At 60.9% G+C, this 22,396-nt stretch carries 22 protein-coding genes; 13 read left to right on the top strand and 9 right to left on the bottom strand.

Annotated features, from left to right (window positions below):
• Window positions 1-44 precede the first annotated feature (44 nt).
• From AC13F2_RS04990 to murI, 5 genes are all read right to left on the bottom strand, one after another.
• Window positions 45-1,235: a cell wall hydrolase gene (locus AC13F2_RS04990; RefSeq protein ID WP_482964083.1), complete on the bottom strand. Its 1,191-nt coding sequence runs from the start codon at window positions 1,233-1,235 to the stop codon at window positions 45-47.
• Window positions 1,236-1,272: 37 nt separating this feature from the next.
• Window positions 1,273-2,130, bottom strand: coding sequence for a TauD/TfdA dioxygenase family protein (locus AC13F2_RS04985; protein WP_482964084.1), 858 nt, complete (start codon window positions 2,128-2,130; stop codon window positions 1,273-1,275).
• 56 nt (window positions 2,131-2,186) lie between these two features.
• Complete coding sequence (locus tag AC13F2_RS04980; protein ID WP_482964085.1) at window positions 2,187-2,465, bottom strand: YdeI/OmpD-associated family protein; 279 nt, start codon at window positions 2,463-2,465, stop codon at window positions 2,187-2,189.
• 6 nt (window positions 2,466-2,471) lie between these two features.
• Entirely contained in the window at window positions 2,472-3,692 is a 1,221-nt protein-coding gene (gene hemA / locus AC13F2_RS04975) for a 5-aminolevulinate synthase (protein ID WP_222827198.1), read from the bottom strand.
• Window positions 3,693-3,835: 143 nt separating this feature from the next.
• Window positions 3,836-4,630, bottom strand: a complete 795-nt coding sequence (murI, locus tag AC13F2_RS04970; RefSeq protein WP_482964086.1) for a glutamate racemase — start codon at window positions 4,628-4,630, stop codon at window positions 3,836-3,838.
• Window positions 4,631-4,764: 134 nt separating this feature from the next.
• Between murI and plsY the strand changes: the two genes are divergently transcribed.
• From plsY to AC13F2_RS04945, 5 genes are all read left to right on the top strand, one after another.
• The gene (gene plsY / locus AC13F2_RS04965) at window positions 4,765-5,352 is read left to right on the top strand and encodes a glycerol-3-phosphate 1-O-acyltransferase PlsY (RefSeq protein ID WP_103023148.1); all 588 of its coding nucleotides are present in this window, start codon (window positions 4,765-4,767) and stop codon (window positions 5,350-5,352) included.
• Window positions 5,349-6,455, top strand: coding sequence for a DNA-processing protein DprA (gene dprA / locus AC13F2_RS04960; protein ID WP_482964087.1), 1,107 nt, complete (start codon window positions 5,349-5,351; stop codon window positions 6,453-6,455). Before plsY ends, dprA begins: the two co-directional genes overlap by 4 nt.
• Window positions 6,456-6,575: 120 nt before the next feature.
• Window positions 6,576-9,155, top strand: a complete 2,580-nt coding sequence (gene topA, locus AC13F2_RS04955) for a type I DNA topoisomerase (RefSeq protein WP_482964088.1) — start codon at window positions 6,576-6,578, stop codon at window positions 9,153-9,155.
• Window positions 9,155-9,337, top strand: coding sequence for a hypothetical protein (locus AC13F2_RS04950; RefSeq protein WP_103023151.1), 183 nt, complete (start codon window positions 9,155-9,157; stop codon window positions 9,335-9,337). The genes topA and AC13F2_RS04950 overlap by 1 nt, the downstream gene beginning before the upstream one ends.
• 79 nt (window positions 9,338-9,416) lie before the next feature.
• The gene (locus AC13F2_RS04945) at window positions 9,417-10,025 is read left to right on the top strand and encodes a hypothetical protein (RefSeq protein ID WP_482964089.1); all 609 of its coding nucleotides are present in this window, start codon (window positions 9,417-9,419) and stop codon (window positions 10,023-10,025) included.
• Window positions 10,026-10,222: 197 nt separating this feature from the next.
• Here AC13F2_RS04945 and era read toward each other — a convergent pair whose 3' ends face one another.
• From era to lepB, 3 genes are read right to left on the bottom strand one after another with little or no spacing between them, the layout of a single operon-like run.
• Entirely contained in the window at window positions 10,223-11,125 is a 903-nt protein-coding gene (gene era, locus AC13F2_RS04940; protein WP_482964090.1) for a GTPase Era, read from the bottom strand.
• A complete protein-coding gene (rnc, locus tag AC13F2_RS04935) occupies window positions 11,122-11,793 on the bottom strand; it encodes a ribonuclease III (RefSeq protein ID WP_482964091.1) in 672 nt (223 codons plus the stop codon). The genes era and rnc overlap by 4 nt, the downstream gene beginning before the upstream one ends.
• Entirely contained in the window at window positions 11,790-12,686 is an 897-nt protein-coding gene (gene lepB, locus AC13F2_RS04930; protein ID WP_222827205.1) for a signal peptidase I, read from the bottom strand. Before lepB ends, rnc begins: the two co-directional genes overlap by 4 nt.
• Window positions 12,687-12,755: 69 nt before the next feature.
• Between lepB and pgi the strand changes: the two genes are divergently transcribed.
• The 7 genes from pgi to gorA all read left to right on the top strand — a co-directional run bounded on the left by pgi (window position 12,756) and on the right by gorA (window position 20,132).
• Window positions 12,756-14,309, top strand: coding sequence for a glucose-6-phosphate isomerase (gene pgi, locus AC13F2_RS04925; protein ID WP_482964092.1), 1,554 nt, complete (start codon window positions 12,756-12,758; stop codon window positions 14,307-14,309).
• A complete protein-coding gene (locus AC13F2_RS04920; protein WP_482964093.1) occupies window positions 14,306-15,178 on the top strand; it encodes a PEP-CTERM sorting domain-containing protein in 873 nt (290 codons plus the stop codon). Before pgi ends, AC13F2_RS04920 begins: the two co-directional genes overlap by 4 nt.
• Before the next feature lie 55 nt (window positions 15,179-15,233).
• Window positions 15,234-15,881: a ferritin-like domain-containing protein gene (locus AC13F2_RS04915; RefSeq protein ID WP_482964094.1), complete on the top strand. Its 648-nt coding sequence runs from the start codon at window positions 15,234-15,236 to the stop codon at window positions 15,879-15,881.
• Window positions 15,882-15,934: 53 nt separating this feature from the next.
• Entirely contained in the window at window positions 15,935-16,339 is a 405-nt protein-coding gene (locus tag AC13F2_RS04910) for a GtrA family protein (protein ID WP_482964095.1), read from the top strand.
• Between the two features lie 231 nt (window positions 16,340-16,570).
• Complete coding sequence (locus tag AC13F2_RS04905; RefSeq protein ID WP_482964096.1) at window positions 16,571-17,935, top strand: DEAD/DEAH box helicase; 1,365 nt, start codon at window positions 16,571-16,573, stop codon at window positions 17,933-17,935.
• A gap of 75 nt (window positions 17,936-18,010) precedes the next feature.
• Window positions 18,011-18,697, top strand: coding sequence for a CDP-alcohol phosphatidyltransferase family protein (locus AC13F2_RS04900; RefSeq protein WP_482964097.1), 687 nt, complete (start codon window positions 18,011-18,013; stop codon window positions 18,695-18,697).
• An 82-nt stretch (window positions 18,698-18,779) separates the two neighbouring features.
• A complete protein-coding gene (gene gorA / locus AC13F2_RS04895) occupies window positions 18,780-20,132 on the top strand; it encodes a glutathione-disulfide reductase (protein WP_196846441.1) in 1,353 nt (450 codons plus the stop codon).
• Here gorA and AC13F2_RS04890 read toward each other — a convergent pair.
• Window positions 20,129-21,226: an NAD(P)/FAD-dependent oxidoreductase gene (locus tag AC13F2_RS04890; RefSeq protein ID WP_482964098.1), complete on the bottom strand. Its 1,098-nt coding sequence runs from the start codon at window positions 21,224-21,226 to the stop codon at window positions 20,129-20,131. The genes gorA and AC13F2_RS04890 overlap by 4 nt on opposite strands.
• A 67-nt stretch (window positions 21,227-21,293) precedes the next feature.
• Here AC13F2_RS04890 and AC13F2_RS04885 point away from each other — a divergent pair, with 67 nt between their 5' ends.
• Entirely contained in the window at window positions 21,294-22,313 is a 1,020-nt protein-coding gene (locus AC13F2_RS04885) for an NAD-dependent epimerase/dehydratase family protein (protein WP_482964099.1), read from the top strand.
• Window positions 22,314-22,396: the final 83 nt, after the last annotated feature.

Here is a 22,396-nt window from a genome sequence, read left to right as displayed (position 1 = left end):
GTTCGTAGCAGGACTAGCGCTGCGAATCGAAGGCGCAAAATCCGCTACGGCCTGGTGGGCAGGCAGGTGCCAACGTCGGGCGCAGGGAAGGTGCGGCAGTCGAAGAAGATTGCTTCTGCCGCGTTCGCGCTTGCCGAAACAAAGCTGAAGCGCACGCTTCGGCGGGCTTCTTCAGTCAGTGGTAGTTTGGCCGGAATGTTGTTCGCATCGCTCCATCCCTGCACGCGGCAATACCCTTCGCTCCCACACAGCGAACGTGCCTTGTCGACCAGCGCCGCTGGTGCGTCAGAAGGTGATACGAACATGAAATGTATTCCCGCGCCTGGCGAAGACGGTGTTGCGTCGCCCCCTTCGGTGGTTTGGTTTACCATCTCGGTCGTGATGCTACGCACCGCTTCGCCGCCCTGCATGAGGGTGGGGAGCGGGTTGGCCGTTGCCACGGTCAGTGCCGTTTCCTGCAAGCGCAGCGGATCCGGTTCTCCTCCGCCATAACGAGCGGAGAGTGCATTGCGCGTGCCCCAGAAACCGCGCCAGCGGAAGAAGATATGGGGGCCGACCTGCGCTACCTTGTCGAGCTTGTCGCTCCACCATGGATAGACGTAATTCGCGTGAAAGTGGGTGGCGTTGCCGACAGTCGCATCGATAGCGCCGGCGAGCATTTCGTCGGCCCGTGCCCGGGCTGCCCGCCAGGCAGCATCGGAATAGCGACGCGCCAGCGACCCATCACAGGTAAAGCTGAACTGGCAACCGGTCGGTCGCTGCGAGCCTTCGAAGACCACCCCGCAGACTGTTTTGGCGAATGCAGGATGGCGAACGCGATTGAGTATGACCTGCATCACCGCGCGTTGATCACCGTCGCCGCCGCCTGCTTCGGCCATTCCGGCGAGAGCCAGACAGTCGCGTGCACGCGCCCGATCCGCGCTGCTTCCGCGAAACGAAAACGGAGTGGCCTTGCCCGGTCCCGCCGCTGCGAACCCGACTGCCGCATTACGGGCCTGTGCATCGTCTGCGGCAAGCTGGGAGAGGATCACCGTGTCTTCGCCCGTGGCGGGAAGATCCGGTACGGCAGGAAGGGGAAGGACCTGCTCCACCGCGGCCTCCCGATCATGAACTGGAGAGTGGGGCGTCTGGTGGAAAAGGCCAAGGAACAGGAAGGGCAGCAGCAGAAGGCCGACCAACGCCAGCGCCGGAGCAAAATCGCGTTTCGATCGCGTGCCAGGGCCGTTGCCATTCATCAGGGCTATTTAAGCCGGTTTTTTCCCGCTTCCAGCGTCAGGCTTCGAAATAGGGTCTGTCGCCTGCGATCGTCACGCGTTCCATCACCCGCCGCGCAGGGAAATAATCGCTGGCGGCAAAATGCTGGCAGGCGCGGTTATCCCAGAAAGCGATCGAACCAGCACGCCAGCGAAAGCGGCATTGAATTTCCGCATCGCGCGCCGTGGCGAACAGGTGATCGAGTAGCCACCGACTTTCGGCCTCGTCCAGCCCATCGATGTGCGATGTGAAGGCGGTGTTGACGTAAATCGCCCGTTCGCCTGTCTCGGGATGCGTGCGGATGACAGGGTGGCGCGTGGGTGGATATTGATCGTGCAGTTCTTCCGGTCGCTTGCCGAGCCGACGGGCAAAAACGCGAGCAATGTCGTGAACGGCGGTGAGACCTTCGCAGAAACGCTTCATCTGATCGGACAGCCGTTCGTACGCCATATGCATGTTCGCGAAGAGCGTGTCGCCGCCAGATTCCGGCACCTCGCGCGCAAGCAGGATCGATCCGAGCGATGGTTCTTCGCGCCAAGTGACATCGGAATGCCAGGCATTTTCCTGACCGCGGCTCTTGGGTCCGTGTTCGATCCGCAGCACTTCGGGATCGGGCTGATCCTTAGGCGTCGCGGGGTGGATTTCGAGTTTTCCAAAGTGGCGCGCAAAAGCGATATGCTGCGCCGTGGTGAGATCCTGATCGCGGAAGAAGATGACACCATGTTTGAGAAGGGCCGCCCGGATCTGCGGTATCCGATCACCGATATCCGTCGCCCCCAAGTCGATGCCCAGAATTTCGGCCCCAATGGCAGGGGTCATCGGCCTGATGTCGAGCGTGCCGGTATCGAGCGTCGTGCGGTCGAAGGTAGTTGCCATTTATCTCTCTCCTCTAGGCGTAGCATGCCACAAGGGGAGGAGAACTGGCTAGAGGGTCATGCGTCGACGAACTTGCGCGCGCTTTCGCGCCGGTGCGGGCAGCCGGGCCAGCAGCATGGGCGCTTTTTCCCGGCGAGGATTTCCCCGTGCAGCCGCTCGCGACGCTTTTCGCGCGTAGCCTCCTGCTTGGCGGACAGGGTCCAGCAGATCCATTCATTTCTGGCGAGCGGGGTCAGCGCTTCCCATTTCGCCGACAGCAAAGCATCGCCATCGAGCATAGCTTTAAGTTCTGGGGTGAGCTGGTGGCGAAAGTCGGGGTCGGCTGCCTTCGCCACGCCGCTTCAGGCCGCTTTGGCCAGTTCCATATCCATCCGGTCCCAGATCTCCACCAGGGCAGACACGAGGTCGTCCATCATGGCGGGAGTGTGCGCCGGGCCGGGCGTGAAGCGAAGCCGTTCCGTGCCGCGCGGTACGGTCGGGAAATTGATCGGCTGTACGTAGACGCCATATTCGGCGAGCAGGATGTCGCTGATCTTCTTGGCGTGAACCGGGTCCCCCACCATCAGCGGGACGATATGCGTCACGCTGTCCATAACCGGAAGGCCCGCATCGCGCATTTTCTGCTTGAGCAGTTCGGCGGCAGCCTGCTGACCTTCGCGTTCCTCGCTCGACGCCTTGAGGTGGCGGACGGATGCCAGCACGCCAGCCACCAGAGCAGGGCTGAGCGATGTGGTGAAAATGAAGCCGGGCGCATAGGACCGGATGCAGTCGACGATCTTCTTATCGGCTGCGATATAGCCGCCCATCACGCCGAACGCCTTGCCCAGCGTGCCTTCGATGATGTCGATACGATGTGCCGCTTCGTCGCGTTCCGAAATACCACCGCCGCGCGGGCCGTACATGCCAACGGCGTGCACTTCGTCGATATAGGTGAGCGCGTTGTACTTTTCCGCAAGGTCGCAGATCGCATGGATCGGTGCGACGTCGCCATCCATCGAATAAACGCTTTCGAAGGCGATCAGTTTTGGCGTGTCCGCATCTTCGGCAGCCAGCAACTGTTCGAGATGTTCGAGATCGTTATGGCGGAAGACGCGCTTTTCGCAGCCCGAATTACGGATGCCCGCAATCATGCTGGCGTGGTTCAATTCGTCGGAAAAGATCACGCAGCCCGGCAGCAGCTTCGCCACGGTCGAGAGCGTAGCGTCATTGGAAACATAGCCGCTGGTGAACAACAGGGCCGCGTCCTTGCCGTGTAGATCCGAAAGTTCGGCTTCGAGCTGGACGTGATAATGGGTGTTGCCGCCGATATTGCGCGTCCCACCCGAACCGGCGCCGACATCGTGCAGCGCCTCTTCCATGGCCTCGATGACCTTGGGATGCTGGCCCATGGCGAGATAGTCGTTCGAGCACCACACGGTGACGGGCTTGGGACCGTTATGACCAGCAAAACACCGCGCGTTGGGGAAGGCGCCCTTGTTGCGCAGGATGTCGATAAAGACACGATAGCGGCCTTCCTCATGGAGTCGGGCAATCGCTTCGTCGAAGATCTGGTCGTAGTTCACGGCGTAGTCGCTCGTATCTGCGCCGCCCTTCCGCGGCTGACTATGCGGCTCGCCCTAATCGAATGCGTTGCAAATCGCCACTGCGATCTTTGCGAACGATTCTCACCTGTCGAAACAAGCTCTGCTGGCCGAAACCCGGCTGGTTACAGAACTTCGAGGCGATCGAGACCGATTTGCGACAGGGGCCCGCGTACCTTCTCGAAGTTTTGGAGAGAGCCGGTTGTCACGGCCCGGTCCGGTACGGTGCGCGTCATCGGTTGCCCTTCGACCAGTTGGGCGACACGCTGCGCAATGCCGTGCGCGCCATGTACGAATCGGACGCCTGGTCCGAAAGCTTCGCCGAGTTCCCGCTCGAGCAGGGGGAAGTGGGTGCAGGCCAGTACCACCGTATCGATTTCGTTGCCGCGAGCCTGCAGGACCAGCCCCCGGGCAGCTTCCGCCACGGCGTCGATGTCCACTTTCTCGCCGCGCAGTTTGGCTTCCGCCAGGGTGACGAGGTCGTTGGCACCGTAACGCAGCAACATCTTGCCGCCAGCGAATTCGCGTTCGAGATCGTCAACATATTTCTGGCGGATCGTCGCCTCGGTGCCGAGCAGGCCGAAGACGCCCGTCTGCGTCATGGCGGCAGCTGGCTTGATCGCGGGAACGGTGCCCACGATTGGAGTTTCCAACACGTCGCGAACCATGCCGAGCGCGATCGTGCTTGCCGTGTTGCAGGCGATACAGATCAGGCGCGGCTGGTAGCGTTCGGCCATGCGGCCCAGCAGGCCCGCCACGCGGGCGGCGATTTCCGCTTCGCTTTTCGCGCCGTAAGGCAGGCCAGCCATGTCGGCTGCATAGATGATCGGCGCTTGCGGCAGCAGTGCGCGCAATTCTGCCAGTACGGTGAGCCCGCCGACACCGGAATCGAACAACAGGATGGGTGATGATGCGTCCAAAGCGGATTTTCTTTACGATGCGGGTGTGAAGGTGACGTCAGTCGGGCATTGCCCAAGGCCCGTACTTACTTTTAGAGCGAGTTCATAGAGAAAGGGCGCGACCGTTCCCGGTTCGTCCATAAGCGGAGTTTCCCGTGGAAGCATTATACGCAGCGCTGCTCGGCTACCTGATCGGATCCATTCCGTTCGGCCTTTTGCTCACCAAAGCCGCCGGCATGGGGGACGTGCGCAGTATCGGCTCCGGCAATATCGGCGCCACCAATGTACTGAGAACGGGCAACAAGGGATTGGCGGTGGCCACGCTTGTCCTTGATCTTGCCAAGGGGCTTGCTCCGGTCGTCATCGCGGGGCAGCTCTGGGGCGAAATCGCAATGGCATTCGCTGCGGGTGCTGCGGTGCTGGGACACTGTTTCCCGGTGTGGCTAGGGTTCAAAGGCGGCAAGGGCGTGGCCACCAACGCCGGCGTTTCGTTCGGCCTCGCCTGGCCGATAGGGCTCGCCTATGCTTTCGTATGGCTCAGCGTGCTGGCAATTTTCAGGGTATCGTCGCTTGCCGGTATGGCTGCGGTGGTCGCCGCCGCCGCCGCCGCACCTTTGTTCGGATACCCGCAGTTCTTTCCTGTTCTCGCCGCGATCGCGGTGGTGATTATCTACCTTCACCGCGCCAATATCACGCGCCTGATGAAGGGAGATGAACCGAAGGTCGGCGGCAGCAAGAAATGAACGCACCCGCGCATCCGGCGCTATCGCAGGAGGAAGCGTTCGCCCGTATACGCTTGCTACGTTCACCCAATATCGGCCCGGTCAGCTATGCCATGCTGCTGCAGCGTTTCGGCACCGCTGCGGAGGCGTTGGAAGCGCTGCCCGATCTGGGAAAACGTGGCGGGAGACAGTACCGTGCGATACCGGCTGAGAAAGTCGAACGCGAGGTGGAAAGCGTGCGCAAAGCCGGCGCCAAATACCTTTTCCACGATCAGCCTGGCTATCCCGCATTGCTCCGTGAAATCGAAGGCGCGCCGCCGATCCTGACATGGCGGGGGGACCTATCTCTTGCCGCCAGACCATGCGTGGCCATCGTCGGTGCCCGCAACGCCAGTGCGGCGGCGGTCAAGCTGGCCCGCGAATTTGCAAAAGGGCTGGCGGAAGCGGGCTTTACAGTCGTTTCGGGTCTTGCCCGTGGCATCGACGGCGCTGCGCACGAGGGTGCTTTTCCTCACACAATTGGCGTGATCGCCAGCGGCATCGACATTGCCTACCCCTCACAGCATGCAGATTTGCAGGATCGGATCGCTACCGAAGGTCTGTTGCTTGCAGAACAACCGCCGGGCACCGAACCGCGTGGAAGCCACTTCCCCAGTCGAAACCGCATCATTGCCGGGCTGGCGAGCGGGACGCTGGTGGTGGAAGCGGCGGTAAAATCGGGTAGCCTCATTACAGCTCGATTGGCGGGAGAGGCCGGGCGCGAAGTCATGGCGATACCCGGCAGCCCGCTGGAAGCCCGCAGCCATGGTTGCAACCATCTGATCCGCGAAGGTGCTGTCCTCGTGCAATCTCCGGAAGATGTGACGGAACTACTCAGGACTTTCGAGGGCGAGCCGCGCTCGACTTTTCGCGAGCCGGCGCAGGCGTTCCATTACACGCATGATGACCTCGCCTACACTCATCCCGCGGATATCGAGCAACTGCTGACGACGGCTCCGATCGGGGTCGATGAACTTATCAGGCAATCTGAAACATCTGCAGCAGCAGTGCAGTTGGCGCTACTGGAACTGGAGATCGCCGGCAGACTGGAGCGCCATGCCGCAGGGCGGGTCTCGCTCAAATGACGTCAGGTAGTTAGCTCCGAACGATCAGGGTTCACCACAATCCTGCTTGACGGCTCTTGGGAGCGGTCCCCATTTTCGCGCGTATACGCACATGCACACGTAAGGACTGCCTTCTTCACCATGCAACTGGTCATCGTCGAATCGCCCGCGAAGGCGAAAACCATCGAGAAATACCTCGGCAAGGACTTCAAGGTTCTCGCTTCCTACGGTCACGTCCGCGACCTGCCGCCCAAGGACGGCAGCGTGCGTCCGGACGAAGGGTTCGAGATGGACTGGGAGCTTTACCGGGACAAGCAGAGCCGCTTCAAGGAAATCGCCGATAACGCGAAGAAGGCCGATCGCCTGATCCTCGCCACCGACCCTGACCGCGAGGGCGAGGCGATTTCATGGCACGTGCGCGAGCTGCTGCAGAAGCGCAAGGCGCTGCCCAAGGATGTCGAACGCGTCACCTTCAACGCCATCACCAAGCAGGCGGTGACCGACGCCATGAAGGCGCCGCGCGAACTCGATCAGGATCTGATCGACGCCTACCTAGCGCGCCGCGCGCTCGACTATCTGTACGGCTTCACGCTTTCGCCCGTGTTGTGGCGCCGCCTGCCGGGCGCGAAAAGCGCGGGCCGCGTGCAATCGGTCGCCCTGCGGCTGATCGTCGATCGCGAGATCGAGATCGAACAGTTCCGGGCCGACGAATACTGGTCCGTCATCGCCAAGCTGCAGCACGACGGCACGGAATTCGACGCGCGCCTCGTCAAGTTCGATGGCAAGAAGCTCGAAAAGCTGACGCTGGGCAATGAAGGCAGCGCCATGGCCGCCAAGCAGGCGGTCGAAGGGGCGAACTTCACCGTCGAGGAGGTCGAGACCAAGCCGTTCAAGCGCAACCCGGCCCCCCCGTTCACCACGTCTACCCTGCAGCAGGAAGCCGCGCGCAAGCTCGGTTTTTCCGCCAGCCACACCATGCGTCTGGCCCAATCGCTCTATGAAGCCGGGGCGATCACCTACATGCGTACCGACGGGGTCAGCATGGATGGCAGCGCCATTTCCGCTTGCCGCAAGGCGATTGCCGACCGCTATGGCGGACACGCGCTGCCCGACAGCCCGCGCATGTACAAGACCAAGGCGAAGAACGCCCAGGAAGCGCACGAAGCCATCCGCCCGACCGATTTCGACCGCGACCGCGCCGGGTCGGGTGACGAGGGCAAGCTGTACGATCTTATTTTCAAGCGTGCGACGGCCAGCCAGATGGCCGCCGCCAGCCTGGAACGCACGACCGTCACCATGCGCGACCCCACCGGCCAGCATGAATTGCGCGCCACCGGACAGGTTGTGAAATACCCCGGCTTCCTGGCGGTCTACCAGGAAGGCCGCGACGATCCGGACGACGATGAAGACGGCCTGCTTCCTACCATATCCAAGGGCGATGCGCCGCTGAAGCGCGGGGTCGAGGCGAACCAGCATTTCACCCAGCCGCCCCCGCGCTTTTCGGAAGCCAGCCTGGTCAAGCGGCTCGAGGAACTCGGCATCGGTCGCCCGTCGACTTATGCCAGCACGATCCAGACGCTGCGCGATCGCAACTATGTGCGGATGGAGAAAAACCGTTTCTTCGCAGAGGAATCGGGCCGGCTGCTGACGGCGTTTCTCGAGCGGTTCTTCGAACAATATGTCGCCTTCGATTACACCGCGGGCCTGGAGGACGAGCTCGACGTCGTTTCCGACGGCAAGGAAGACTGGAAGAAACTGCTCGAAGCGTTCTGGCGCGATTTCAAGCCCAAGACCGAAGAGGTGATGGACAAGAAGCCTTCGGAAGTGACCGAAGTGCTCGACGGTTTCCTCGCCGATTATCTGTTCCCCGAACGCGCCGACGGCAAGGATCCGCGCCATTGCCCGCTGTGCGAAAGCGAAGGCCGCGAAGGCGGACGGCTGGCGCTGCGCGGCGGTCGCTACGGCGCTTTCGTTGCCTGTGCCAACTATCCGGAATGTAAGTACACCCGCCAATTTGCCAAGCCCGGCGGCGCGGATGGCGATGACGGTGCTGACGACGGCGTGATGGGCGAAGACCCCGAAACCGGCCTGCCGGTGGAGCGCAAGAGCGGCCGCTTCGGTCCCTATGTCCAGCTGGGCGAGGGCAAGGAAGCGAAACGCGCGAGCATCCCCAAGGATCTGGACGATTTCGATCTCGAATGGGCGCTCAAGCTGTTGAGCCTGCCGCGCATCGTCGGAGCGCATCCCGAAACCGGCAAGGAAATCGAAGCCGCGATAGGACGTTACGGCCCGTATCTTCGCCATGATGGCAAGTATGGCAAGCTATCGTCGACGCAGGAAGTCTTCGATGTCGGCATGAACCGCGCGGTCGATATCCTCGCCCAGGCGGCCGATCGCAAGGGCGGCGGTCGCGGCAAGGCCGAACCCATCAAGACGCTGGGCGAACATCCGACCAGCGGCGGCGAAATGAAGGTCATGCCGGGTCGCTATGGCCCCTATGTGACCGATGGCACGACGAACGCAACGATCCCCAAAGACATGAAACCCGAAGACCTGACCGATGCGCAGGCGATCGAACTGATCGACGCGCGGGTCGCCAAGGGGCCGGCGAAAAAGAAGAAGGCGGCCCCGAAAAAGAAGGCCCCAGCCAAAAAGAAGGCTGCGCCCAAGAAAGCTGCTGCGAAGAAAAAGCCGGCGGCCCAGAAAGCGAAGGCGGACTGATGGCCAAGGAACGTTTCGAACGCCACAAGCAGCCGTGGAACGGCGAGGAAGCAGGTCAACTGCGCACCCTTGCCGCCAAGGGCAAGGGCCTGAAGGAGATCGCAAAGGCGCTCAATCGCAGCGAGGAATCGACCAAGGACTTCGCCAAGAAGAACAAGATCGACATCGCGAAGAAACGGTAAAACAACGGCCGATCCACTGGCCAAGCGATCCGGATGCAACTAGTGTCTGTGTCCATCTGCTGGCCGTTGGAGTGAATCTTTGTTTCTTCCCATTTTGGCTGGTGCCGCGTCGTTCTCCACACCTTCAGTTGACGTAAATGTTGCGATGGAGATCAACCGCAACTTGCACCGTTCGGTTGATCGTCAGCGTAAATGGACGGCTGCAGAGATCGAAGTATTCGCCGATCCGAAGGGCAAAGTCCTGACTTGCGAAGTTAGGCGGTTCTTGCCTTACGAGGACGTGGCCGACGAAATGTGCAGGGTCTTGATCGGGAGCAGGGTTGTACCGGCCAAGGATTTCCAGGGCGAGAAAAGTTACGGTCTGGTCCTTATGATGGTTGCTGTGGATAACGATGGGGAATCTAACTTAGCAGCCCGTCTAGGAGGACTGCAGCAAGACGGCATCGTTCTCACCGTAAGCCAACTTCCTGACTCAATGTCCGCGACCCGATTGTTACTGGACCTAGTAATAGGAGCAGATGGCAAAGTTTCACGCTGTGAAGGACACGGAAACGGGCCAGAAGCGTTTCGCGCGGTGGCTTGCGAACAGGCGAGCGCGAATGGGTTTGATGTGAGAGCCGATGCGAATGGTAATGCCGTGCCCTATGTGCGAAATTTCGAGGTCACCTTCGAACTTGCCGCCGATTAGGCGGCTAGTTCGGGCGGCACCTCTAATCGCCGCAAATATCTGGCAACTCCTGCTCATGCCGCATACTATCCGCTAGCATCGCAAGCGCGTTTGCGCGCCTCTCTTGGGATTCGACAGTTCGCGGCAGGCCTGACGCGGCAAACGGCGCAGTGCTGTAGAGTAATTGTTGCTCGTTTCTGACTATCGCCGCCGTTGCATCAACTCTTCCATTCGAGGCCCATTTCCTCGAACATTTCCTTGTCCTCGCTCCAGCGCTCGTCGGTCTTGACGTGCAGGAACAGGTGAACCTTCTGGCCCAGCAGTTCGGTGAGTTCCTTGCGCGCCGCCTCGCCGATGGCCTTGATCCGGCTGCCGCCCTTGCCCAGCACGATGGCGCGCTGGTTGTCGCGCATGACCACGATCTGCTGGTGGATCTCGAGGCTGCCATCCTTGCGTTGAATGTACTTTTCCGGGCGCACGGCGGAATCGTAGGGCAGTTCCTCGTGCAACTGCTGGTAGAGCTGTTCGCGGGTGATCTCGGTGGCGAGCAGGCGTTCGCTGGCGTCCGACACCTGGTCTTCGGGATACATCCACGGACCTTCGGGCATCATCGCGGCAAGTGCGGCCTTCATTTCCGGCACCCCGTCGCCGGTCAGCGCCGAAACGAAATAGATGTCGGCAAAATCGACCTTGCCGCCCAGTTCCTGGGCCAGCGCCAGAAGAGGTTCCTTCTTCGCCGCGTCGACCTTGTTGAGGACGAGGATCTTGCGTTCGGGCCGCGAGGCGATCTGTTCGATCAGCGGTTCCAGTTCGTGACGGCGCTGCTTGATCGGATCGACCAGCAGCAGGACGGCATCGGCTGCCTCGGCGCCTTCCCACGCCGCGCTGACCATCGCACGGTCGAGCCGGCGCTTGGGCGCGAAGATGCCGGGCGTGTCGACGAGGATCATCTGCGTATCGCCGTCCAGCGCGATGCCCATCATGCGCGCGCGCGTGGTCTGCGCCTTGGCAGAGGTGATCGCGACCTTCTGGCCAACGAGCTGGTTGACCAGCGTGCTCTTGCCCGCGTTGGGCGCGCCTAGGACGGCGACCACACCGCATCTGGTTTGTTTGTCGCTCACCCGAACTTCTCCATGAATTCTCTTGCCGCCTGCTTTTCGGCTTCCTGTTTGCTTCCTGCGGTGGCTACCGCTTCACCCACCTTGTGGACCTTGACGCGCACGGTGAATTTGGCGGCATGATCGGGCCCCGATCGGTCTACCAGTTCATATTCCGGCGGTCGCCGCTGATTGCCCGCTGCCCACTCCTGCAGCGCGCTCTTGGGATGTTTGGCTTTGCCTGCCCCGCTTTCGAGGGCAGGGCGCCAGAGTAGGTGAACCATGCCGCGTGCCTGGACAAAGCCGTTGTCGATGAATTCGGCGCCGAGAAGCGCTTCCATCACATCGCCCAGGATGTTGTCGCTGTCACGGCCGCCGTCGCTGCTGGCCTGTTTGGAAATCCGGATATGCGGGGCAAGCCCAATGCCGCGCGCGATGGTGGCGCACATTTCGCGGCTGACGATAGCGTTGAGCCGCTGGGCAAGCTTGCCTTCGGGCGCGTCGCTCTGGGCATAGAGCCAGTCCGCAATCGACAGGCCAAGAACGCGGTCACCAAGGAATTCCAGCCGTTCGTAATCCTGCTTCTCGCCCATGCTGCCATGGGTCAGCGCGGCAAACCACAGGGCCTCGTCCTTCACCGTGAAGCCCGTCTCTGCAAGCCATTTGCGGGTTTCGGGCTTGAGCGCGTTCATATGTCGCTCCCGATGCGATTCCAGCGGGCGGCCGTAAACCATGTCCACGGCAGCAGCCATTCGGCGCTTCCGTCCGTAGACCAGAGTACCCGGCTCGCACGACCGACCAGCAGATTTGCATCGACAAATCCGACGCCACCGTCTGGAACGGCAGGAAAGCGGCTATCGAGGGAGTTGTCCCGATTGTCGCCCATCATGAACAAGTGGCCTTCGGGCACGATTACGGGTTCGGTATTATCGGGATCGATCCGGATAGGCTCGCCATTGCCATCCATAGACAATGCACCTGTGCCGTCCGTCAAGAAACGTGGGCCGACATCGCCGAAGTCGATGGTCAGATAGCTTTTGCCCGAAGGCAGCGTCTCGCGAAACTGGCGGTAACGACAGAGCGTGCCATCGACGACCACGCCGCCATCGCTGCGGCAACCGGTGTTCTCGCTCATCGGGATATCGGCATAACCTGCTTCTTCCTTGGGCAGGGCTTCCCCGTTGAGGATTACGACACCGTCCCGGACCGCCACCGTGTCTCCCGGCAGGCCGATCACGCGCTTGACGTAATCGACGCCGGACACCGGGTGTTTGAAAATGGCGACATCGCCGCGTTCGGGCAGTTTCGCGAAAATCCTTCCTTCGAAAAGCGGCAAGTCAGCCGGAAGAGAATAGCGGGAATATCCGTACGGCCATTTGGCGGCCACCAGATAATCGCCGTTGCGCAATCCGGGCAGCATCGATTCGGAGGGAATGGTGAAGGGCGAGAATATGAAGCTGCGGAAGATCAGCACTGCGATCACCAGCTTGGCGACAAACCACAGGAAACTGCCGAGCGATTCCTTTTCTTGCGGCTTGGTGGAGGCATCCAAGGATGCATTCGTATCCAGCGTCGGGTCTGTCATGCGGGGTTCTCAATCATCGCCGAAGTCCCTAGTCGCAGGAGCGCAGCCATTAAAGGATTTTTGCCCGCCATGACGACCGCCGCCGAGCTCTGGGCCCGCCTCGACAATCTGCCTCGCCCTACACTTGGCGAATTGTTCAGCACGCAACGCGACGGGGGTGAGTGCGGTAGCGAACCGGGCAATGAGGAGCGCGTCGCCAATCTTTCTGGCCGGATCGAACTCGACGAAGGCGGAATATTGTTCGACTGGTCGAAGACCCATCTCGACAGTGCCGTGATCTCCGCATTCCAGGATCTGGCAGAAACGATGGACTTCGCCGGAATGCGCAAGAAGCTTTTCGCGGGGGAGATCGTCAATCCGACGGAAGGCCGCGCCGCCGATCACGGCACATTGCGGGGAACGGGTGACGAGGCCAAGGTCGAAGAAGCGATGGCGCTGATCGACCGCATGGGCATGCTGGTCGAAGCGATCCACCAGGGCGCATTGGGCGAAATCGAGCACCTCATTCACATCGGCATTGGCGGAAGTGCCTTGGGCCCCGCGCTCGGGGTCAACGCGCTCTCTCGCGATCTGTCCTATTGCGATGTGCACGTCGTATCCAACATCGATGGCGTCGCGCTCGAAGAAGCTTTCGCCAGATGCGATCCGGCCAAGACCCTGATTGCTGTCGCCAGCAAGACGTTCACGACCATCGAAACGATGACCAACGCGGAAAGCGCGCTCAAATGGCTGGGTGACAACGGGGTGTCGGACCCCGGGGGACGCGTCATTGCGCTGACGGCCAATCCGGAAGGCGCCGTAGAATGGGGCGTGGACGAAACACGGATCCTTCCCTTCCAGGAAAGCGTCGGCGGGCGATATTCGATCTGGTCGAGTATCGGATTTCCGATCGCGCTGGCTGTGGGGATGGATGATTTTCGCGCCTTTCTTGCCGGCGCAAAAGCCGTGGACGCGCATTTCCGGGATGCCGATATCGCCGACAATCTGGTGATGCGGGCGGCCTTCGCCGATCTTTACTATGCCCGCGTGCGCGGCTGCCAGACCCGCGCCGTATTCGCCTATGACGAACGGCTGGGCCTGTTTCCCGACTATCTCCAGCAGCTCGAAATGGAATCGAATGGCAAGCGCGTCACTGTAGACATGCAGCCGGTCGACGGCCCGACTGCGCCGATCACCTGGGGCGGGGTTGGCACGGATGCGCAGCACGCGGTATTCCAGTTGCTGCATCAGGGCACGCATCTGGTTCCGGTCGATTTCATCGCCAGCATTGCGCCGGGGGACGATCTCGACCCTGCACATCACCGTATCCTGCTGATGAACTGCTTCGCCCAAGGTGCGGCATTGATGGCGGGCAAGAAGGGCGATGATCCTGCGCGCAATTATCCCGGTGACCGTCCAAGCGCGACGATCCTGTGCGATGACCTCGACGCTGCTACGCTCGGTGCACTCATCGCGTTTCACGAACACCGCACATTCGCCAATGCTGTCCTGTTGGGGATCAATCCCTTCGACCAGTTTGGGGTGGAACTGGGCAAGCAGATGGCAAAGGCAATCGAACAGGGTGGCGAACGCTTCGATGCCAGCACCGAAGCGCTTTTGCAGGCAGCGGGCCTTTCGCAATGATCGGGGTCGTTCGCCTCCTGCTGGCTGCCGTCGCCCTTGTTTCCGCACCTTTAGCTGCGCAGGAAGATCACCGAATCCTTTTCATCGGCAATAGCTTCACGCAGGGCGCCAACTCTGCCGTGCTGAGATATCGTCCCGACAGCGTGGACGATCTCAACGGAGAGGGCGTCGGCGGCATTCCGGCGCTATTCGCCAAATTCGCCGAGCAAGCGGATCTCGATTGGGAAGTCAGCCACGAACTGCAGGGCGGAACTACGCTGGGCTTTCATTTGCGCGAGAGGCGCAAACTGATCGATCATGCTTGGGACGTGGTGGTGATGCAGGAATATTCCGTCCTCAACCCCGAGGATCCGGGGAATGCGACCGATACCGGCAGGGACGCCAACGCGCTTGCGAGAATGTTCGAAACCGCCAATCCGAATGCCCGCGTTTATCTCATGTCGACGTGGAGCAGGGCGGACCAGACCTACAAGCCGGAAGGTCACTGGTACGGACAAACCGTTGGGCAGATGGCCATCGATCTGCGCGGCGCCATGGATCGGATCGACAACCAGGCTGAACAGATCGACGGTGTCATCCCGGTAGGCGAGGCGTGGAACCGTGCAATTGCCGCAGGCATTGCCGACGACAACCCATATGATGGTCGCGACTACGGCAAGGTCGACCTATGGAGCTACGATCACTACCACGCGAGCGCCGAAGGCTCGTACCTTGAAGCTCTCGTCGTCTTCGCAACCATTACTGGTTTCGACGTGCGCGAGTTCGGTGCGAACGAACACGCAGCCCACGAACTGGGCATCGAACCGAAGGTGGCTGCGGGCCTTCAGTCCCTCGCGATGGAACAGGTGGAACTTGAAGCTGCCCGCTGAAACAGCGCTGCGGGATTAAGATGACGGCTATCTCCGGACGTGTTAGACGTCTGGAATGAAGGCATGGTTCGCACGGCGCTATCTCGATCTGTTAGGATCGATATACATTTATAACGAGCATCGCGGATATACCGCACTCGACAGGGTTCTCGAAGCAGTTCGGACAAAGCATCCTGAGGCTACAGAGCTTATCGCGGCGGTCGAGAAACACCGTGCCGACGAACGTAAACATTATACCATGTTCAAGCGGTGGTTCGAACTGCGGGGGACAATGCCCATCGCCCTGGACCGGATGTTTGGCCATATCGATCGGTTCATCGAAATTACTTTCGGTTGCACCATCGACAGCCTCGACACCCAGGCCATTATCGCCAGCGACGATCTGTTCGAACGGCTTTGCCGGGTCGTTTCCCTGACGGAAAAGCGGGGACTGAAACAGGTCGAAATCCTGCTCGATCATCCGATGGTGAAACAGGACAAGGCTCTCCACCGCATTTTCGAGATCGTCCATGTGGATGAACCCGACCATTTTCTGCCTTACGACAAATGGCTTGCCGAAAAATGCGCGGCGCATGCCCAATGCGTGGGAACGGGGGATCGATCGCCTGATCCATTCCGAATTGCTTTTCATAAAATTGCCGCTCCTGTTCCTGTGGTTCCGTGCCCCTCGACTGACGGAATGGCGCGACGCGGGCGAAAGTAATCCGCGCCCGACACCACGCTCGCTGGCCACCGCCTGAGAGTTTACAAGCCCGCATGTTCGCTCGTTTCTTCACGCGCCCTGCCGGTCGCATGCTGTTGCGTAACACCGTGGTCAGCACGGGCGTCTTCCTGCTCGGTCTGGCGGTACTCTGGGTTCTGGTCGAGAAGGCGGGAGTGAATGCAGTACTGGCGACCGGGCTGAGCTTCCTCGTTGCCAATAGCATCCACTATATTTTCGGCCGAACGTGGATTTTCGCCGGATCGGATCGCAAGCTTTCTACCGGCTATGCGATATTCCTCATGAATGCCATGATCGGTCTGGCAGTGACGGTCGGACTGTTCTGGGTGCTGACAGAACTCACCCCGATGAATTATCTGGTGGCGCGCGTAATCGTGTCGGTTTTCGCCGGCCTTGCCGTTTTCGGCCTCAACGCTTCGATCAATTTCCGTCAGGTCTGACGCCATAACGAATGCCCGTACGCGCGAATTGAATTGACTTTTTGCACTGCAGCATCCAGATGACTGCATCGAAGCGCGCTAGCCAGCGTGAAGCGGCGATGCCTAAAAGTTCATCGCCCCGGCCGCGCCTCGGTCCATATTTCCAGACTTCCCTTTTCACGCGGGTGGTTATTCAACCCCGCGACCGCGCGCCGATTTCGGCTGCGCGCCGCATATCGAATGCGAGTAAACATGACTCAGTTTTCAGATCTCGGGCTGTCGCAGCCCGTTCTCCAGGCCCTCGACCTGAAGGGTTACAACGAACCTACTCCAATTCAGGCACAGGCGATTCCGGCCGTCCTCGAAGGGCGCGACCTCATGGGCATCGCGCAGACGGGGACCGGCAAGACGGCCGCCTTCATGCTGCCCAGCATCGACCGCTTGCGCGATGCCGACCGGCAGACACCTTTCAAATCCTGTCGTATGCTGGTGCTCGCGCCGACGCGCGAACTGGCTGGGCAGATTGCCCAGAGCGCCAAGGATTACGGCGCACTTGCCGGCCTCAAGGTGCAGAGCATCGTCGGCGGTACGTCGGTCAACAAGGACCGGAACAAGCTGCATCGCGGCACCGATATTCTCGTGGCGACGCCCGGTCGGCTGCTCGACCTGATCGATCAGAAGGCTTTCACGCTCGACAAGGTCGAAGTGCTTGTCCTCGATGAAGCCGACCAGATGCTCGATCTGGGCTTCATTCATGCGCTGCGCCGGATCAGCCAACTCGTACCGGAAGATCGCCAGACGCTTTTCTTTTCGGCAACCATGCCAAAGCAGATCCAGGAACTGGTCGGCAAATATTGCCGCAACCCGGTCAAGGTCTCGGTCACGCCGGAAAGCACGACCGCAGAACGCATCGACCAGTATCTCTTCATGGTTCAGCAGGACGAGAAGCAGACGCTGCTCGAAATGATCCTGTCCGAACGCCATTCGGTGCCCGGCAAGTTCGAACGCGTGCTGATCTTTGCCCGCACCAAGCATGGCTGCGACCGGATCGTGAAGAAGCTGTCGCAGGTCGGCATCCCGGCCAACGCTATCCACGGCAACAAGAGCCAGCCGCAGCGCGAACGCGCGCTCGATGAGTTTAAGCGCGCCAAGACGCCCATTCTTGTCGCGACAGACGTTGCGGCTCGCGGCATCGATATCCCAGGCGTCAGCCACGTCCTCAACTACGAATTGCCCAATGTGCCGGAACAATATGTTCACCGCATTGGCCGGACGGCGCGTGCGGGCAAGGACGGCATAGCCATTGCTTTTTGTGCCGAAGACGAGCGCGATTATCTGAAGGATATCCGCAAGAAGACCGACGCCGAATTCGAGCGCCTTCCGCTTCCGGACAATTTCCGTGCAGTGGTCGAAGGCGTCGGACCCACAAAGCGCGAACAGAGGCCCCGCCTGGCGAGGCCGAAAGTTCGGCCCACGGGCGATGCGGCCAAGAAGCGCAAACCGAAGGTCAAGCATCCCAACCGCGCTGGTGCACCGAAGCGGGAAGGTGTGCCGGCTGGAGGCAAGAGCAGAAGCGGCAATCGCCGCCGTCGTTCAGGCGCTCGCCAGCCGGGCTAACCCATCAGCAGGTGGCCAGAGGGATACCGCTGGCCACACGATGTCATCCGACTTGTCACTATCGAGCGCAACCGCATGGAACCTGCTTTCAAGCCGAAGATCACTCCGATCGATCGCATTCAGGAAAACCTGGTTGCCCGGGTGGAACGGCGTGCGCTGAACTGGCTCTGCGCCAGGATGCCGCGGCGCGTATCTCCGGATATGTTGACGGCATTCGGGATGTTTGGCGCGCTGCTGGTCTTCACGGGCTATCTCGGCAGCAATCTGGATCCTGACTGGCTGTGGCTCTCGATCGTCGGATATGTCGTTCACTGGCTGGGGGACTCCCTCGATGGCAGCCTCGCGCGCTTTCGCAAGATCGAACGCCCGCGTTACGGCTATTTTCTCGACCATAGCTGCGATGGTTTTGCGACCACGCTGCTGGTGGTCGGGATCGGCCTCAGTCCCTTCGTATTGCTCGAAGTATCCCTGGTGGCGCTGGCAGGGTATCTGCTCATGTCGATCCATGCTTTTCTGTCGGTTCGCGTGCTTGGCGAACTGCGGCTTTCCTACCTCAATGCCGGACCCACGGAGATGCGGCTGATCCTGATTGCCCTGACCCTGGCAATGTACATCGCCGGGCGCGAAGCTCCCGTTCTGTGGCAGCTCAATCCGTTCGATATTTTTGTGGGCGGGGTAGGCATACTGCTGGTGACGCTGTTCGTGACGCAGACAATTCAGGTCGCGCGGCGCCTGGCGGTTGAAGAGCCTCCGCTCAACTAGCTGAAAATACTTTCCCTGGTCCGACCTTGGCAAACGCCCGATGCGTCGCGATATCGCGGGCCTGCGCAACGAGGAGCCCCGCATGTCCGACAAGTACGATTTCGATCTTTTCACAATCGGCGCGGGGTCTGGGGGCGTACGCGCCAGCCGGGTAGCGGCTGCCCACGGAGCGAAGGTCGCAATCGCTGAAGAACATCGGGTCGGCGGCACCTGTGTCATCCGCGGCTGTGTTCCCAAGAAGATGCTGATCTACGGCGCACATTTCGCCGAGGATCTGAAAGACGCGCGCAATTTCGGCTGGTCTACCGAAAATGCCAAGTTCGACTGGGTAACCTTGCGCGACAACGTCTTGAACGACGTCGACCGCCTCGAAGGCGCCTATACCGAGACGCTGGAGAATAACGACGTCTCCATCTATCACGAGCGTGCCGAGATAACCGGACCTCACGAAATCACGCTGGCCAGCGGGACCAAGGTCACCGCCAAGCACATTCTCATCGCTACGGGTGCCCGTCCGCGGATGCCGGAGTGCCAGGGTGCGGAACACGCGATCAGTTCGAACGAGGCGTTCCATCTCGATGAACTGCCGAAGAAGATCATCATTGCAGGCGGCGGATACATCGCGAATGAATTTGCCGGTATCTTCAACGAGTTCGGCTGCGATGTTCACATCGTCAATCGCGGCGACAAGCTGCTGCGTAGTTATGACGAAGCGGTTCGCGACCGGCTTCTGCAGATTTCGACGATGAAGGGCATCAAGTTCCGCTTCAACACCACTTTCGAATATATCAAGCCGTGCGACGACGGCGGGTATTTCGTGAAGATGTCCGATTGCGACGAGGAGAAGGCCGATCTCGTCATGTTTGCGGTCGGCCGTATTCCGAATACCGAAGGGCTCGGTCTTGAAACTGCCGGCGTGGAGCTTGGCGACAAGGGCGAGGTCAAAGTCGACCGGTTCAGCAAGACCAATGTGGATCACATCTACGCGGTGGGGGACGTGACGGATCGCGTGCAGCTGACACCTGTCGCCATTCGCGAAGGCCAGGCTTTTGCCGACAGCGTCTTCGGGAAGGGGGACCCGGTTGCCGTGGACCACGGCTGCATCCCGAGTGCGGTTTTCAGCCATCCGCCCATCGCCGCGGTCGGCATGACCGAAGGCGAAGCGAAGAACAAACTCGGCAGCGTGAAGGTCTATCTGTCCGACTTCCGACCGATGAAGAACGTCCTCGCTGGACGTAACGAGCGTAGCCTGATGAAGATGATCTGCGACGGCGACAGCGGCAAGATCGTGGGCATTCACATGATCGCACCCGAAGCTCCGGAAATGATGCAGGCGGCGGCGATTGCGGTGAAGGCCGGTCTGACCAAGGCGGATTTCGATGCCACGACCGCGATCCATCCGACGATGGCGGAAGAACTGGTCCTCATGCGCTAGTTCAGCCGCGTGAGCGACAGGTCTTCGGGCCTGACGTTCACGGCGCGCAATTCGGCGGGCCAGGCGCTGCGGGTGACCAGTGCCTCTGCAGCCAGGGCCATGGCGGGGGAGGTCTGCAATCCGAAGCCGCCCTGGCCGGCGAGCCAGAAGAAATCCGGTGCGTGGCTGTCGAAGCTGGCGATGGGCAAACGGTCGGGCGTAAAGCTGCGCAGACCGGCCCATTTGCTCGCCAAGCGCGGGATCGCAAGGGTGGTCGCCTGCTCGACTTCCCAGGCGGCGCGGGCGACGTCTTCTTCTTCAGGCTGGGCATCGCAGGGGGCGCTTGTCCCTTCGTCCATGGGGCAGGCGAGGAGGCGTCCGGCGCCTTCGGGTTCGATATAGAAGCCCGGGCCGACCGTTTTGGTGAAGGGCCATGTGGAGACATCAATCGGGACGTCGAACGTGATGACCGTACGGCGTAGCGGGTGGATGCCGATGGGTTTGACCTGCGCAAGTCCGGCAATCTCGTCGACCCAGGCCCCGGCGGCGTTGACGACCGTTTTTGCAGCGTAGCTGGTGCCCGGCGTATCGACGATCCAGCGGGTGCCATCGTGCTGCATTCCCGTGACCGGAGCGCCGCAAGCGATCGAACCCCCGTTTTGAATCAAGGCTTTACGATGCGTTTCGAGCATGGAGTGTGCATCGAGTTTGCGGCCGTTTTCGTCGAGCAGAGCGCCGCAGATCCGGTCTTCGCGCAGAACCGGCACCAGTTCTCGCGCCTCGGATACGGAGAGGCGCCGCGCCTGCGAGGACCATTCACTATAGTGATATGCAAGTCGATCAAGCGTATGATCCTGCTGTTCGAGAGCGACGAACAGTGCCGAATGGCGCCGAGCGTTCGGTTCTTCGAGCAAGGGGATGCTGGCCGCCGTCAGGGCCCGGACCAGGGCGCTGTCCATGTCGAAATGGGCGAAGGCGGCGCTACGTCCCGAAGCATGGACGCCCGGAGCCGCTTCCGCTTCGCACACGACGGTTCTGCCGTGCCTTGCCAGCCGGGATGCAACCGACAGGCCGGCAATCCCGGCGCCGATGACGAGATAATCGATCTGCAGCATGGTGCCTCGTTGCTCCTCGAAACCAATCCGCCTAGCCTCCTTGCGTGCATAACGACGGGGGACGCAGATGACAGCTACGGTACTTGTGACGGGCGGCACAGGCTATATCGGCGGAGAAGTGATCGATCGGTTGCTTGCGAGGGACTACACCGTCCACACGACGGTCAGGAACAAGGCGAAGAGCGAGCCGAAATTGCGCAGCCGGTGGACTGGCGCTGGCGAGCGCCTGAAAGTGTTTCAGGCCGACCTGCTGAGCGACGAGGGCTGGGCGGAGGCGAACGCGGGTTGCAGCGCGGTTGCCCATGTCGCCTCGCCGTTTCCCCTGCGTGTACCGAAGAACAAGGACGAGCTGATCATTCCCGCTCGCGAGGGCACGCTCCGCGCACTCGAATTCGCCACTTCGGCAGGTGCCGAAAGGTTCGTGCAGACCAGCAGTGCAGCGGCGATCGCCTATGGGCAGCCGGACAAGGATCATTTCACCCATCTCGACTGGACGGATCTTACCGCAGGGGTCCCGCCCTATATCGAGAGCAAGACGGTGGCTGAACGCGCGGCGCGCGACTGGGTGGCCATCCATGCGCCGGACCTGATTTTCTGCTCGATCAATCCGGTCGCCGTTTTCGGCCCGGTCCACGACGATGACATGTCGACCAGCGTGGAAATCGTGAAGAAGCTGATCGATGGATCGATCCCGCTGATCCCGAACATGGGTATCTGCGTGACCGACGTACGCGATGTGGCGGAAGCGCATGTCCGCGCAATCGAGGCGCCTGCGGAAAAGGTCCGCGGGGAGCGCTTTCCGACGAGCGAGAAGTTCCTCTGGATAAGCGAAATGGCCGACATCATCCGTCAGCGCGTGCCCGAGCATGCGGGCAAGGTACCACACCGCGCGATGCCGAACTGGCTGGTGCGTGTGCTGGCGCTGTTTCTGGACGAAATGAAGCAGATCAAGAGCGAACTGGGCAATGTGCGCGATGTATCCGGCAAGCATACCGAAGACGTGCTGGGCATGCGTTTCATACCGGCGGAAGAAACGCTGGAAGCCACCATCCGCAGCCTGGTCGCCAAGGGAATAGTCAAGGTTTGACCCCGTGATCGGCCCGCACCGGCATGGGACGGAATTGCCATGCTGCATTGCCACCTGCGCGGTGTCTCGCCAGAAAGCGCATG

The sequence above is a fragment of the Qipengyuania sp. L-5Y genome (assembly GCF_056859455.1).
This window is presented reverse-complemented; position numbering and strand designations above follow the sequence as displayed.

Bases quoted from the DNA above. Each gene is read 5' to 3' on its own strand.
- AC13F2_RS04990 (WP_482964083.1), bottom strand. From the start codon at position 1,235: ATGAATGGCAACGGCCCTGGCACGCGATCGAAACGCGATTTTGCTCCG.
- AC13F2_RS04985 (WP_482964084.1), bottom strand. From the start codon at position 2,130: ATGGCAACTACCTTCGACCGCACGACGCTCGATACCGGCACGCTCGAC.
- dprA (WP_482964087.1), top strand. From the start codon at position 5,349: ATGAACGCACCCGCGCATCCGGCGCTATCGCAGGAGGAAGCGTTCGCC.
- topA (WP_482964088.1), top strand. From the start codon at position 6,576: ATGCAACTGGTCATCGTCGAATCGCCCGCGAAGGCGAAAACCATCGAG.
- AC13F2_RS04950 (WP_103023151.1), top strand. From the start codon at position 9,155: ATGGCCAAGGAACGTTTCGAACGCCACAAGCAGCCGTGGAACGGCGAG.
- rnc (WP_482964091.1), bottom strand. From the start codon at position 11,793: ATGAACGCGCTCAAGCCCGAAACCCGCAAATGGCTTGCAGAGACGGGC.
- lepB (WP_222827205.1), bottom strand. From the start codon at position 12,686: ATGACAGACCCGACGCTGGATACGAATGCATCCTTGGATGCCTCCACC.
- pgi (WP_482964092.1), top strand. From the start codon at position 12,756: ATGACGACCGCCGCCGAGCTCTGGGCCCGCCTCGACAATCTGCCTCGC.
- AC13F2_RS04920 (WP_482964093.1), top strand. From the start codon at position 14,306: ATGATCGGGGTCGTTCGCCTCCTGCTGGCTGCCGTCGCCCTTGTTTCC.
- AC13F2_RS04915 (WP_482964094.1), top strand. From the start codon at position 15,234: ATGAAGGCATGGTTCGCACGGCGCTATCTCGATCTGTTAGGATCGATA.
- AC13F2_RS04910 (WP_482964095.1), top strand. From the start codon at position 15,935: ATGTTCGCTCGTTTCTTCACGCGCCCTGCCGGTCGCATGCTGTTGCGT.
- AC13F2_RS04905 (WP_482964096.1), top strand. From the start codon at position 16,571: ATGACTCAGTTTTCAGATCTCGGGCTGTCGCAGCCCGTTCTCCAGGCC.
- AC13F2_RS04900 (WP_482964097.1), top strand. From the start codon at position 18,011: ATGGAACCTGCTTTCAAGCCGAAGATCACTCCGATCGATCGCATTCAG.
- gorA (WP_196846441.1), top strand. From the start codon at position 18,780: ATGTCCGACAAGTACGATTTCGATCTTTTCACAATCGGCGCGGGGTCT.
- AC13F2_RS04890 (WP_482964098.1), bottom strand. From the start codon at position 21,226: ATGCTGCAGATCGATTATCTCGTCATCGGCGCCGGGATTGCCGGCCTG.
- AC13F2_RS04885 (WP_482964099.1), top strand. From the start codon at position 21,294: ATGACAGCTACGGTACTTGTGACGGGCGGCACAGGCTATATCGGCGGA.